Here is a 12,168-nt window from a genome sequence, read left to right as displayed (position 1 = left end):
GACTGCCACCGCTGTTGCGCCGGATACTGCGTCCGTTGCTGGACCCGTACCGGCGCTACCGCCACGCCAAACTGATCCATGCGGTGCGGGTTTCGTTGGGCTTGCTGGCGACGATCCTGCTGACCACCGGCATCCACCTGCCCCACGGTGAATGGGCGTCGGTGACCATGCTGGTGGTGATCGGTGGCTTGCAACACCACGGTAATATCGGCAAAAAAGCCGCCGAGCGAGCCATCGGCACCTTGATCGGGGCCGGTGTCGGCTTGTTGCTGGTGGCGCAACAGGCCTGGCTCGGGATGCCGTGGCTGACCTATTTCGCGATGTCGGTGGTGTGCGGATTCTTCTCGTACCACGCCATCGGCAAGGGCGGTTACACGGCGCTGTTGTCGGCGATCACCGTGTTTATCGTCGCAGGGCACGGTGACAACCCGGTCACCGATGGCCTGTGGCGCGGGGTGGATATTCTGATCGGCATCGCCTTGGCACTGGCCTTCTCCTTCGCCCTGCCGCTGTATGCGGTGTACTCCTGGCGCTATAACCTGGCCGACGCGTTGCGCGACTGCGCGGCAATCTACGGCCGCATCATCAAGGGTGAGTCCGTCACCGCTGACGAACATCTGAAACTGATGAATCGCTTGAATACGGTGATGGTGCAACTGCGCTCATTGATGCCCTCGGTGTCCAAGGAGGTGCGAGTTTCCATGACCGAACTCGATGCGATTCAGCGCAATCTGCGGATGTGCGTGAGCATCCTGGAAATCCTCGGCAATAGCCGGCCGAATGCCGATGACTCCGAGGCAATGGCCCATCTGCAATCGGCATTGAAAGCCGAACACCGACAGATTCGGGTGCAACTGATCGGGATGGCTCGGGCGTTGAAATCGGGCGCGTCTCAACGGCTCAGCCGGCCAGCCGAATCGCCATCGGTTTCAACGCTCGGTGCGCCGGTCTACAGTCCGCTGGATGGCTATCGATTGCTGACCCGACAATTGACCGCAAACATCGGCGAGATGCGCCAGCGCTTGGCGAAGACCGCACCGCGCTGGAACATCTGAGACGCTGCTTATTGTGTAGCCACCCGCCGAAGTTTCAGGCCCCAACCCTGTTGCATCCCGGCGGCGGCCAACAGAATCGCGGCGACACCGATCCATTGCAGCAGCTCCAGGCGATGGCCGAAGGCGAACCAGTCAACGAAAATCGCCGCAATCGGGTAAATGAACGACAGCGCGCCGGTCAGCGCTGTCGGCAGTTTTTGAATCGCGCCGTAGAGCAGCACATACATCAAACCGGTATGCACGATGCCCAGGGTTACCAGGCTGGCCCAGGCACTGGGCGTTTGCGGTATCGCCGAGAAATGCGCAAAGGGCGCGAGCAACAGCACGCCGGTGCAGACCTGGATCAACGCGATCAGATGCGGTGGCGTGCCGGTCAGGCGTTTGATGATCAACGCGGCAATTGCGTACAGAAAGGCAGCGCCCAGCGCCAGACCAATCCCCATCAGGTAATCGTTGCCGCCCTCGCCCTGCTCACCATGTGCGCTGACAATCGCCAGCATCCCGAGAAACGAAATACCCAGCCAGAACAGTTTCTGCAGGGTGATTTTCTCCCCCAGAAACAGCGCGGCCAGCCCCACCAGCATGAATGGCTGGACGTTATAAACCGCCGTGCCAATGGCAATCGAGGCGCGGGAATAAGACGCGAACAACAGCACCCAGTTACCGACAATCGCTACGCCGCTCAGCACGGCCAGGAGGAAAGTGGTGGACGTCAAAATGCCAGGGCGCAGAAAGCCAAATGCCGCGCAGATCAGCAATAAGGTGGCGGCACCGAACACGCAGCGCCAGAACACCACGTCCAGCACCGGTTGCCCGGACACCAGCACGAACCAACCAATGGTCCCGGAAATCAGCATGGCGGCGGTCATCTCGAATGACCCGCGACGTAGTGCTTTGTCCATCATCAACCTCCTGTGTTTGAGCCCAAAGTATGCCAATCCATCGGGGGGCTTCTCCAGCGCAAAAAGCAGGCTAAACTCGGCTTCTGCCTTTTTTATCAAGGCTTATTCAGCCGATTGCCTAACAGGGGATTCGCCATGACCGACGACATCGACCAAGTGCTGATCAGCGCATTGATGGAAGACTCACGCCGTTCGCTCAAGGCCTTGGCACAAATCAGCGGCCTGTCTTCGCCCAGCGTCGCCGAGCGTCTGCGCCGCCTCGAAGAACGTGGCGTGCTCAAGGGCTACACCGTCGAGATCGACCCCAAATGCTTTGGCTACCAACTTCAGGCCATTGTCCGCATCCGCCCGTTGCCGGGCCAGTTGCAGGAAGTGGAGCGACAGATTCAAGCCATCCCAGAATTCACCGAGTGCGACAAAGTCACCGGCGACGACTGTTTCATCGCCCGCCTGCATGTGCGCTCGATGGAACAACTGGACACCCTCCTCGATCGCCTCAACAGCCACGCCGAAACCAACACCGCTATCGTCAAGAAGACCCCGGTCAAGCGCCGGCTACCACCGATGGCGTGAGTGCTGTTTTGTTCGCAAAGGCGTAGATTGATCTTTTTCCGACGAAGGATTGGCGGTATGAAAACTCAAGTCATGTTACTGGCGGCTATGGCGCTCGCCGGTTGCGGCACGCTCCAGACCGTGGTGCGCAGTGACGAGGCAGCGGTGAAGAGTCTCAAGGAACAGAAAACCTACTGCGGTGCGGTTCCACGGATCTATAGCGGCGTGACTTATGACTTTTGCAGGCTGCATGCGCCTCCAGGCCCGGGCATCGATGAGTATCAATACAACAATGCCACGCCCTTTGTGCTGATCGACGTAGTTATTTCGGGCGCACTCGACACCATGCTGCTGCCCTACACCATTTATCGGCAGCAGGCTGATGGCAGCATCATTGTGGCCGAATAAGGAGCAGGTGAATGTTGTCCCACCTTTTTATCGGCATCACCGACTTCGATCGTGCATTGGCGTTCTACCAACCGATCATGGATGCACTGAAGCTGCAGATGAAATTTTGCGACCCCGACAAACCTTGGGCTGCTTGGATGAGCAAGGATGCACCACGTCCGCTGTTTGTCATTGGCACTGCGTTCGACGAACAACCGGCCACACCGGGGAATGGACAGATGATCGCCCTGCTTGCGTCGAGTCGCGAGGTCGTCAACTGCTGCCATGCACTGGCCATGGCTCATGGTGGATCCTGCGAGGGGCCACCCGGCCTGCGTCCGCACTACCATCCCGACTACTTCGGCGCTTACATGCGCGACCCGGACGGCAACAAACTCTGCGTGTGTTGCCACGAACCTGGTTGAAACCAACGAGCTGAGCCAAATCACAGACAATAAAAAACCCGCCTACGCGGGTTTTTTACTCAAGGCCGACGATCAATCATCGCGGCTCATGATGCCAAACAGCTGCAGCAAGCTGATGAACAGGTTGTAGATCGATACATACAGGCTGATGGTCGCCATGATGTAGTTGCGCTCGCCGCCGTGAATGATGGCGCTGGTCTGGAACAGAATGCACACCGAGGAGAACAGCACGAAACCTGCGCTGATCGCCAGTTGCAGTCCGCTGATCTGGAAGAAGAAGCTCGCCAGCGTTGCACCCAGCAGCACGAAGAAGCCCGCCGTGATGAAACCGCCGAGGAAGCTCATGTCCTTGCGGGTAATCAGCACATAAGCCGACAGACCACCAAACACCAGCGCTGTCATCGCGAAGGCCGAACTGACCACCTCTGCGCCGCCCTGCATGCCCAGGTAACGATTGAGGATCGGGCCGAGCAGGAAACCCATGAAACCGGTCAGCGCGAACGCAGAAACCAGGCCCCACGCCGAGTCACGGAGTTTGTTGGTGAGAAAGAAAAGGCCGTAGAAGCCGATCAGCACCACGAAGATATTCGGGTAGCCGACACGCATCTGCTGCGCGACAAACGCCATCACGCCGCTGAATGCGAGGGTGAGGGCGAGTAAGCCGTAAGTGTTGCGCAGGACGCGGCTAACCTCTAGCTGCTCAGCCTGCACGCTGTTATTAACTGCGTAATCCTGTTCGCGCATGGCGACACTCCTGTTGGTTTGAAACGTTCAGTCGCAAAGATCATAACAGACGCTCTGTAACAAGCTATGCAGAGAGTTTGACAGTGTGTTTCATTCAGGTATTATGGCGCCCGCAACGCAAACGGAGGTGTGGCCGAGTGGTTTAAGGCAACGGTCTTGAAAACCGTCGACTGTAACAGGTCCATGAGTTCGAATCCCATCGCCTCCGCCATCTTATGTATGACAAAGCCCTGATTATTCAGGGCTTTGTCGTTTCTGTTGTCTGACAAATAACCCCAGCCCATACTTCAGCCCATGCCTTGGATGAAGCATTACTTTTCGACAGCGGCTATTTTTCGTATGGGCTCTTGCCTGCACCTGCAGCCCTGAAGAACGGGTTTGGCATCAGCTTCCGCAGGAAGCGCCGGAATGAAAACAGAGGTGTCACCTCACTGCGATGCAGTCAAACAAATTACGCACAAACAAAAACGCCGCTCAGTGAGCGGCGTTTTTGCGTTTCTGGAGCGGGAAACGAAACTGAAATCCGCGCTCTTTCTCCTTGAAAACATTGATATTTTTTTGAGTTCAATGCCTTCGATGTACCGGATAATGTACAGATTTTTCGCTGGTGTCGCGCCAGGCCCTACGTCACTTCCTGACGCGGGGCGCGGCCCAGCGACCAACCGAAGTTCATGCCCGCAGCCGCCAGCAGGATGGCGCTCGCGCCAATCACTTGCAGGACACCGAGCGTGTGGGCGAAGGCAACCCAGTCGACCAGGATGGCGACGATCGGATAGATGAACGACAGTGCGCCGACCAGCGCTGTGGGGATTTTCTGGATGGCGCTATACAGCAGGGTCGACATGAGCCCGGTATGGACCACGCCGATAATGATCAGGTATGTCCAGGCGCCCTCGACCGTATCGACCCTGCTGAAATCCACGAACGGGGCCAGGACCAGCACGCCTACCACCATCTGAATCAGCACGATCAGTTGCGCGGGTAAGTCCTTGAGGCGCTTGGTGATCGCCGCCGCCACAGCGTAGAAGAAGGCTGAAGCCAGGGCCAGGCAGATGCCCAGCAGGTAGTCGGCACCGGCGGCCTGCCCACTGCCTTTGGCGGACACGATCAGCATCAGACCGGCGAAGGCCAACAGCAACCAGCCGACCTTGGCGGCGCTGAGGCGCTCGGCGAAGAACAGCACACCCAGACCGACCAGCATGAACGGCTGAACGTGGTAGACCACCGTCGCAATGGCGATGGAGGAATGTTTGTAGGCACTGAACAGCAGCACCCAGTTGAGAATCAGCGCCACCCCGCCCAGGCACACCAGAATGAACTGCCGGGCGGTGATCCGGGAGCGGCGCAGCACCCCGAGCACCAGGCACGCGATCAGCATCGCCATGGCGCCGAACAAGCAACGCCAGAACACCACGGCCTCCGGGCTCTGTCCCGACATGATGACGAACCAGCCCACCGTGCCGGAGATTACCATGGCCGAAATCATTTCGAGCGTTCCACGGGTTTGCGACTTCATCACTCACTGCTTCCTTGCTGCTGGCATTGCCATAACCTAAGCCGCCATTCGCAGGGGTTGGTTCGGCAAAACGAACTTTATAATGAACTAATGACCACTATACTGAACAAGGCGCCAGAGAGCGTCAACCCACTCCAGGATGATTTATAAAACAAATGACCGACATAAAGAACACGCTACTGAAAAATAACCCGAGCCGAATCGATCTCCTGGCCCTTTCAATCAAACGCGAGCGCCTGGCCGCCGGGCTTTCCTTGACCGAGCTGGCGAAGCGCGCCGGGGTGGCGAAGTCGACCTTGTCTCAGTTGGAGTCGGGAATCGGTAACCCCAGCATCGAAACCTTGTGGTCGCTGGCGATGGCAATGGGCTTGCAAGTCACCCGGTTCTTCGAGCAACCCCAGCAGACCCTGCGGGTGATTCGCGCCAACGAGGGTATGACGACCTACGCCGAGACTGCCAATTATGCAGCGACACTGCTTGCTGATTGCCCGACGGGAGTACAACGTGATATCTACCGGCTCAAAGTGCAACCCGGCGAAATTCGGCTGTCTCAGCCCCACCCACTGGGCACCGTAGAGCACGTGGTGCTGTGCAGTGGCAGTGCCCATATCGGCCCGGCAACTGGACCTGTATTGCTGAACGCTGGCGACTACATCAGCTACCTGGCGAATGTGCCGCACGTGTTCGAAGCACTCGAGGCGGACACCATTGCGGTGATGGTGATAGAGCATTCCTGAGGTGGGTGCCATCGACACGGCGGGTACCCACGTGTTGAATCGCCCTGAATTTTCTAGACGCCCTCACAGCTGCGCACGATGCCCCTAACTCCAATGTGAAGTTAATAGAAACCATTAGCACCCTAATGGAGTTCTGCCAGAAGTGCGAACCATAGTCAACGGTGAGAAGGAGTCCACACATGAAGCTTATGCGAATTGGGGTCGACCTGGCCAAGAACGTGTTTCAGATCCACGGCGTGGATTGTCATGAGCTACCCGTCTGGCGGCAGCGCCTACCGCGTGAGCTTCCCCCATGATGCGCCGTTTAATCTTCCTTGAAGCGCTTACTGGGTAGGTTCGTACAGAGTTTCACAGTCCCCGGCCTTCCTGTTACCGGAGTTACAAGCCCGACTCCCCTTACGCCGCCTGCCGCCGCATGGTCAGAATGGCAGCACCGAAACCGATGAATGTCGACCCCACCACCCGGCTAACCCAGCGGGACAGCGCAGGCCGGGTTAGCACACCCTTGGCCCGCGAGGCGAGCGCGGCATAGAGGCTCAGGGACGACACCGACAATGCCATGAAGATCGAGGTGAGGATCAGAAATTGCGGCAGCAATGCCGCACTCTGATCGATGAACTGCGGGAACAACGCGGTGAAGAACATCGTCGCCTTGGGGTTGGTCACCGCCGTCAGGAAGGCCGCTTTGTACAGTTTGGAACGAGTCGGCCGGCTTTCCTTCAAGTCGTCCTGAATCCCGTCCGGGAGCATCGGGCCCTTTTTGAACAATTGTCTGATGCCCAGGTAGAACAAATAACCGGCACCGATGAACTTCACCGCGTTGAACAGCCATTCGGAACTGGCAAGCAGCGCCCCCAGCCCCAGCATGGCAGCGGACGACAGGCAGAGCAGGCCACTGGCGTTGCCGAGCGATGACCATATGGCGCTGCGCTGCCCATGGGCCAGGCTATTGTTGATCGCCATCAAGGTCGCAGGCCCTGGACTGGCGATAGCAATCGCGGCGACCAAGGTAAAAGTCAGAATCGAGTGAGAATCCATTTTCAAAGCTCGTGGTGGTGAGGGCTGGCATATTACAGGAGCGAGCGGGACAACGAGTTAAGTGGTGCTCGGTTTCCCAGGCGGTAATTGGATTGAAAGCGCTCCTTGCCCACCGACAGCTATTGTGGATTCAACCCCGTCGTGACAGGCAGTAATCGGCCAATGCCCGCTAGAATCAGCGGCGTGAAGTGTGTGTTGGGCGACATCGGGCGTGGATTCGGCGCCGACGCAAATCTCGCTTTGACGTCCCAGGAATAGAAAGACCACGAAGGCAGTGAACAGCGTGAACATCGCCAGCAGTTGCAACAAGGTGTTGAATCCTGCGGTATAGGCCGAGCGCAGCATCGTCAACGGGATTTGGCTGGCGTCGGTGCTCGCGTGCTGGATATCACCCATCACCAGGCGTTGCGCGATAGTTGAATAGTCAACAGCGGACAGTTTGACCGAGTCACTGATGCTCAGATGGTGTGCGACCAGGGCCGTCAGCGCCGCAACAGTGATTGCCAGGGCTACACCTTCGCTGGCCACCCGCGTCGTGTTGAAAATACCAGCGGCCATCCCCGCCCGTTCCTTGGGGATCACGCTGATCGACAAACCATCCATCAAACCCCAGGGCAGGCCTGTACCGATACCGGTCAGCAGCATGGCCGCGATGATCTGCGCATGCGCGCCGACCGGGATCGTACTCAGCCAGTAGAGCCCGGCCGCTGCTATCACGAAGCCGATTGCGCAGAGTACGCCCGCCGACAACCAGCGAGTTAGCGACGCGGCAATGATCGGGACAATCAGCATCGGGGCAGAGAGTGCCAACATCATCAGCCCCGCTTCAAAGGCACTGGCCCCTTCTACGCCGATAAACCGAAACGGCAGCAATACGATCAAGACGATGTAGCAATAACAGGTACCGATCGGCAGGATCTGTACACCGACAAAGCGCGGAAACAGAAATAGCCCCAGTTCCAGCATCGGATGTTTTGCCCGATTCTCAACAATGATAAACAGCAGCAAAAAGACCGCCGACGTTCCAAGCAGTGCATGGATGACCGGCGAGCCCCAGCCTTGCTCAGGTGCCAGGATCACCGCCGTGGTGAAGGTGATCAACAGGCCGGAAAACGTCAGCACGCCGGGCGTATCCAGACGTTGTGCTTGCGGGTCACGGCTTTCGCGCATTTTCGGCAGGGCAAATATCAAAGAAAGGATGGCGATCAGGGCCGTGAAAAGAAAAATTGCGCGCCAGCCCATGTACTCGATCAGCAACCCCGATAACAACGGACCGAAGGCCAGGCCAACCCCGAAAGTGGTGCCCAGAAGGCTGAAAGCACGAGTCCTGGCATGTCCATCAAACTCCTGCGCAAGTGCCGCCGAACCGCTGGCCAGGGCTGCCGCCGCCGCAATGCCCTGCACGCCGCGCAACAGGTCCAGCCAGAAAATATCGGGAACCACCACCAACAGGGTCGACACCAGTGCAAACAACGCCATGCCGCACATGAACAGGCGCTTGCGTCCGTAGAGGTCAGCGAGGGTACCGGCGGCCATCAGCAGGCTGCCGAAGCTGAGCATGAAGGCATTGGTGATCCAGGCCAGTTCCGTGGGCAGGGCATCAAAAGTTTGACCAATGAACGGCGTAGCCACTGCCCCGCCGGTAAAACTCATGGGCAATACCAAGGCTGCCAGGCAAATTGCAGCCAAGATGGAGTGCCGACCATGGGCCGGCAGCGGTTCGGTAGCTGAGTTCATTAAGTCATTCCCTGCATGTCTATGAAGTATCCGTGCTGTCCAGGCCGAGGCGTGCGATCGTTCGTACACTCTAGTTAGGATACAATCGAAGATAAACGGGCTTTTATTCCACTTATAGTGAACCAAAAGGATGTAATCGAGTTGTGGACAGTCTTAGTGGGGTGATCTCATTCGTAAAAACCGCCGAGGCGCTCAGTTTCATCAGCGCCGCCAGGGCGTTGGGGATTTCTGCCTCGGCCGTGGGCAAAAACGTCGCCAAACTTGAGGCTTCGCTGGATGTGCGGTTATTGCACCGCAGCACCCGCAAAGTCAGCCTGACTGCGGAGGGACAGTTGTTCTATGAACGCTGCCGTAAGATCCTTGACGATCTTCAAGATGCCCGGGCGATGCTTTCCCATGCAACACAGGAACCTCGTGGAAAGTTACGCGTCAGCTTGCCCACCATCGGTTATCGCTTTCTCTTGCCCCATATGGCGCGGTTTCGCAAAGCCTACCCGGAGATTGAGCTGGAATTGGACTTCAACGACCAATTGGTGGATGTGATCGATGAAGGCTTTGACGTAGTGATTCGCAGCGGTGGGCAGGCCGACTCCAAGCTGATGGCACGCAAGCTGGGGCCTTTTAAGTTTGTCCTGTGCGCATCGCCTGACTATTTGCAGCGTAAGGGACGGCCCGTCACTATCAGTGACCTGGAGCATCACGAGTGCTTGCGTTACCGATTTGTCACGACGGGTAAAATAATGGACTGGAGTATGTCTTCGGCCCCCCAGTTCACGCAGTTACGCCTGCCAACCGCCCTGACATTGAACAACATGGAAGCCATGCTGATGGCCATGGTGGATGGGCACGGTATCGCATTTGTCCCGGACTTCCTGGTCCGCGAAGCTATCGCTCAGGGGGACCTGGAAACGGTGCTCGACGGTCACAGCGAAGATCAAGGGCAGTTCTGGGCGTTGTGGCCGTCCAGTCGCCATCTTTCACCGAAGATCCGCGTATTCGTGGACTTTGCTGCCGAGCATCTGTTTGCCATCCCTTCCGTCGACAGCCAGCTGTAACTCGCTCATGAAGCAGGTAATCGCTAACCGTCCGTTGTGGGTCGATAGCGATCAACTCCAGCGTTAATCCACTACGAACAACTTGGCACCCGTAGTGCTGAAAGATCGATGCCCCTCAGCGTTGCTGCCCACCTGATAGCTCATCCCCGCGGTGAGTGTGAACTGACGACCATCCTCCAACTCCGTGTGCAACTCGCCTTCCAGGCACAACAGGATATGACCTCTCCAGCACCAGTGATCGGCCAGATAGCCAGGACTGTATTCAACCATCCGCACACGCGTCGAACCAAACTGGCAGGTTCGCCAATAGGCGGTACCCGTCTGTCCAACATACTCCAGAGGTTCGACAGTCGACCAATCGGTCGTACCAAAGGGAACAGCGGTTAGGTACATGGTTGCCTCATCAATGAAAGGGTGTCTGTGGACCGTACCCATCAAGTGATCCTTTCGATAGACACAGATGCCCCGTATTTATGAGATACAGGCGCCCGCTCAAGCGTGTAAGCCAGAGGAAGCTCTCGGCCAGAAGCGGTCAGTCGCTCAAAACACTTTAAAACCACTGATTGCTAAAGCAATGAGGATCCGAAAATAGCTCACTCGGTCGACGGGACGGACGCTTTGCTGCCCAAGCGGATCAGTTCATTGGAGAAACACAGCCCGACGATAATCAGTGCCGCCCCCGCATACAGGCTTTCGCGCGGAACTTCATTGAGCGCCACAAACGCCAGCAGCGCGGCGAACAGCGGCTCGGTCAGCTCCAGCGCCTGCACTTGGGATGGCTTGAGATACTCGATGGCCTTGGTGGTGCAGAAGAAGCCAAGGATTGTCGGCAGCGCGGCCAGCGCCAGCAGTGCGGCGATCGCCAGCGGCGACAGCTCGCCGATCACGAAACCATCGGCTGCAGCCGGCATCAGCAGGTACAGGCTGCCAAAGAACAGCAATTGCCGGGTGAAGTGCAGTCCCCCCGACACGCCCATCCGCTTCATGGCAACCGAAAAGGCCCCATAGCCGCAGCCGGCCATGGAGGCTAGCGCAGCACCTTGCAGGGTAAAGCCCTGCTGCAGGTCGGCGCCGAAGATCACCGCGATCCCGGCGATAGCCAGTGCGGCGCCCACGGTCGCGTTCGCGGTGATGGCATCCTTGAGAAAAATGCGCCCCAGAATGATCGAGGAAATCGAGGCACTGGCCATCAGCACCACCACCACACCTGCTGCAGCGTAATGTCGATAGGCGGACGTTTCGAAGTGGAACAGTACAAAGATGCCAAGGAACGCGCAGATAGCCGCCTGAGTCCATTTGGTCGTCGACGCCGGGCGCTTGAGGAAAAGCAGTAAGATCGAGAGAAGCATGCAACCCAGTACGGTCTTGATGACGGCAACACTGCTGGCGGTGAAGCCATTACTCATGAGTACTTTACTGAGTACACCGATCGTTGCGTTCAGTGCCGCGGCGGAGAGTGCAAACATGACGCCTTTGCTGAAAGTAGATTGCATTGATGACGATCCCTGTCGGTGATTTGTCGTTCGATAGAATGCCGCCCCACATCGACGGCGCAAAGTTCGAGGATACGAAGATCCCGCCAACCCCCGCATTCATTGTGGCATAAGCAGGATCCTGTAGGCCTTCTTGAAGTTCCAGTACGGAATGGCAGAAAAGAGAGGGTGGATCAGGTGGAAGTTCACTCCCATGCATCGCCGTGAAGTAGTGCTCAAGCGGATGGCTGAGGCGATTGCGGGTGACCTGAAAATCGACTTTGGCCTTGGCAATCATCGGAAAATGCTCGGCGAGCTCGATGAACCAAGTCAAGGCCTTGAAGGTAGTCAGATACGGCAACAGCCAATAAAGCAGGTAGCCTTTGGCTCTGAGGACCAGCGCCAGGCACAACGCGAGAAAACCCTGACAGACCAGCACTGGAATCAGCTCGCCCTTGCTGGGGCTATCGAATGCACAACTCCTGCAACGCCTGTCCCCGGCACCGCACTCGCCGCCGGCGAGAGGCCGAATGTCGGCTTTGGTCGTT

General features: G+C 57.7%; 14 protein-coding genes, 1 tRNA gene and 1 pseudogene. 8 read left to right on the top strand and 8 right to left on the bottom strand.

Annotated elements, in window-relative coordinates:
• Positions 1-11 precede the first annotated feature (11 nt).
• Positions 12-1,055, top strand: a complete 1,044-nt coding sequence (locus tag BK662_RS03210; protein ID WP_123356647.1) for an FUSC family protein — start codon at positions 12-14, stop codon at positions 1,053-1,055.
• A gap of 8 nt (positions 1,056-1,063) precedes the next feature.
• Here BK662_RS03210 and BK662_RS03205 read toward each other — a convergent pair whose 3' ends face one another.
• The gene (locus tag BK662_RS03205; protein WP_123356645.1) at positions 1,064-1,957 is read right to left on the bottom strand and encodes a DMT family transporter; all 894 of its coding nucleotides are present in this window, start codon (positions 1,955-1,957) and stop codon (positions 1,064-1,066) included.
• 135 nt (positions 1,958-2,092) lie between these two features.
• On the opposite strand from BK662_RS03205, the gene BK662_RS03200 reads away from it, so the two are divergent.
• From BK662_RS03200 to BK662_RS03190, 3 genes are read left to right on the top strand one after another with little or no spacing between them, the layout of a single operon-like run.
• A complete protein-coding gene (locus BK662_RS03200) occupies positions 2,093-2,530 on the top strand; it encodes an Lrp/AsnC family transcriptional regulator (RefSeq protein WP_008006559.1) in 438 nt (145 codons plus the stop codon).
• Positions 2,531-2,587: 57 nt separating this feature from the next.
• Entirely contained in the window at positions 2,588-2,917 is a 330-nt protein-coding gene (locus BK662_RS03195; RefSeq protein WP_123356643.1) for a YceK/YidQ family lipoprotein, read from the top strand.
• 11 nt (positions 2,918-2,928) lie between these two features.
• Positions 2,929-3,321 (top strand): VOC family protein, encoded by a 393-nt coding sequence (locus BK662_RS03190; RefSeq protein ID WP_123356641.1) that lies wholly within the window; start codon positions 2,929-2,931, stop codon positions 3,319-3,321.
• A 72-nt stretch (positions 3,322-3,393) separates the two neighbouring features.
• Here the strand turns inward: BK662_RS03190 and BK662_RS03185 are convergent, their stop codons facing one another.
• Complete coding sequence (locus tag BK662_RS03185) at positions 3,394-4,065, bottom strand: Bax inhibitor-1/YccA family protein (protein WP_034147218.1); 672 nt, start codon at positions 4,063-4,065, stop codon at positions 3,394-3,396.
• A 123-nt stretch (positions 4,066-4,188) separates the two neighbouring features.
• Between BK662_RS03185 and BK662_RS03180 the strand changes: the two genes are divergently transcribed.
• Positions 4,189-4,276, top strand: a tRNA-Ser gene (locus BK662_RS03180).
• A gap of 411 nt (positions 4,277-4,687) precedes the next feature.
• On the opposite strand, the gene BK662_RS03175 is transcribed toward BK662_RS03180, so the two are convergent.
• Positions 4,688-5,581 carry a DMT family transporter gene (locus BK662_RS03175; protein ID WP_123356639.1) on the bottom strand — a complete coding sequence of 298 codons (894 nt, stop codon included), beginning with the start codon at positions 5,579-5,581 and terminating at the stop codon, positions 4,688-4,690.
• A 155-nt stretch (positions 5,582-5,736) separates the two neighbouring features.
• Between BK662_RS03175 and BK662_RS03170 the strand changes: the two genes are divergently transcribed.
• On the top strand, positions 5,737-6,318 hold the full coding sequence (locus BK662_RS03170) for a helix-turn-helix domain-containing protein (protein WP_123356637.1): 582 nt from the start codon (positions 5,737-5,739) through the stop codon (positions 6,316-6,318).
• A gap of 179 nt (positions 6,319-6,497) precedes the next feature.
• A pseudogene (locus BK662_RS35125) lies at positions 6,498-6,599 on the top strand (IS110 family transposase); the annotation flags it as partial.
• Between the two features lie 115 nt (positions 6,600-6,714).
• On the opposite strand, the gene BK662_RS03165 reads toward BK662_RS35125, so the two are convergent.
• Positions 6,715-7,356: a LysE family translocator gene (locus BK662_RS03165; RefSeq protein WP_123356635.1), complete on the bottom strand. Its 642-nt coding sequence runs from the start codon at positions 7,354-7,356 to the stop codon at positions 6,715-6,717.
• A gap of 57 nt (positions 7,357-7,413) precedes the next feature.
• Positions 7,414-9,093, bottom strand: a complete 1,680-nt coding sequence (locus BK662_RS03160) for an MFS transporter (RefSeq protein WP_259695873.1) — start codon at positions 9,091-9,093, stop codon at positions 7,414-7,416.
• 143 nt (positions 9,094-9,236) lie between these two features.
• On the opposite strand from BK662_RS03160, the gene BK662_RS03155 reads away from it, so the two are divergent.
• The gene (locus BK662_RS03155) at positions 9,237-10,148 is read left to right on the top strand and encodes a LysR family transcriptional regulator (protein ID WP_123356633.1); all 912 of its coding nucleotides are present in this window, start codon (positions 9,237-9,239) and stop codon (positions 10,146-10,148) included.
• Between the two features lie 63 nt (positions 10,149-10,211).
• On the opposite strand, the gene BK662_RS03150 is transcribed toward BK662_RS03155, so the two are convergent.
• The 3 genes from BK662_RS03150 to BK662_RS03140 all read right to left on the bottom strand — a co-directional run bounded on the left by BK662_RS03150 (position 10,212) and on the right by BK662_RS03140 (position 12,059).
• The gene (locus tag BK662_RS03150) at positions 10,212-10,541 is read right to left on the bottom strand and encodes a DHCW motif cupin fold protein (protein WP_038983683.1); all 330 of its coding nucleotides are present in this window, start codon (positions 10,539-10,541) and stop codon (positions 10,212-10,214) included.
• A gap of 200 nt (positions 10,542-10,741) precedes the next feature.
• On the bottom strand, positions 10,742-11,641 hold the full coding sequence (locus tag BK662_RS03145; RefSeq protein ID WP_123356838.1) for a DMT family transporter: 900 nt from the start codon (positions 11,639-11,641) through the stop codon (positions 10,742-10,744).
• Entirely contained in the window at positions 11,562-12,059 is a 498-nt protein-coding gene (locus tag BK662_RS03140; RefSeq protein ID WP_259695872.1) for a fatty acid desaturase family protein, read from the bottom strand. The genes BK662_RS03145 and BK662_RS03140 overlap by 80 nt, the downstream gene beginning before the upstream one ends.
• Positions 12,060-12,168 lie beyond the last annotated feature (109 nt).

The organism is Pseudomonas frederiksbergensis, assembly GCF_003732275.1.
GTDB lineage: Bacteria > Pseudomonadota > Gammaproteobacteria > Pseudomonadales > Pseudomonadaceae > Aquipseudomonas > Aquipseudomonas frederiksbergensis_H.
The sequence above is the reverse complement of the archived record's forward strand: the minus strand, read 5'-3'. Positions and strand labels throughout refer to the sequence as shown.

What these genes read in the sequence shown, in the direction of transcription:
- BK662_RS03195 (WP_123356643.1), top strand. Translation starts at nt 2,588, where the DNA reads ATGAAAACTCAAGTCATGTTACTGGCGGCTATGGCGCTCGCCGGTTGC.
- BK662_RS03165 (WP_123356635.1), bottom strand. Translation starts at nt 7,356, where the DNA reads ATGGATTCTCACTCGATTCTGACTTTTACCTTGGTCGCCGCGATTGCT.
- BK662_RS03160 (WP_259695873.1), bottom strand. Translation starts at nt 9,093, where the DNA reads ATGAACTCAGCTACCGAACCGCTGCCGGCCCATGGTCGGCACTCCATC.
- BK662_RS03200 (WP_008006559.1), top strand. Translation starts at nt 2,093, where the DNA reads ATGACCGACGACATCGACCAAGTGCTGATCAGCGCATTGATGGAAGAC.
- BK662_RS03150 (WP_038983683.1), bottom strand. Translation starts at nt 10,541, where the DNA reads ATGTACCTAACCGCTGTTCCCTTTGGTACGACCGATTGGTCGACTGTC.
- BK662_RS03175 (WP_123356639.1), bottom strand. Translation starts at nt 5,581, where the DNA reads ATGAAGTCGCAAACCCGTGGAACGCTCGAAATGATTTCGGCCATGGTA.
- BK662_RS03185 (WP_034147218.1), bottom strand. Translation starts at nt 4,065, where the DNA reads ATGCGCGAACAGGATTACGCAGTTAATAACAGCGTGCAGGCTGAGCAG.
- BK662_RS03170 (WP_123356637.1), top strand. Translation starts at nt 5,737, where the DNA reads ATGACCGACATAAAGAACACGCTACTGAAAAATAACCCGAGCCGAATC.
- BK662_RS03190 (WP_123356641.1), top strand. Translation starts at nt 2,929, where the DNA reads ATGTTGTCCCACCTTTTTATCGGCATCACCGACTTCGATCGTGCATTG.
- BK662_RS03205 (WP_123356645.1), bottom strand. Translation starts at nt 1,957, where the DNA reads ATGGACAAAGCACTACGTCGCGGGTCATTCGAGATGACCGCCGCCATG.
- BK662_RS03145 (WP_123356838.1), bottom strand. Translation starts at nt 11,641, where the DNA reads ATGCAATCTACTTTCAGCAAAGGCGTCATGTTTGCACTCTCCGCCGCG.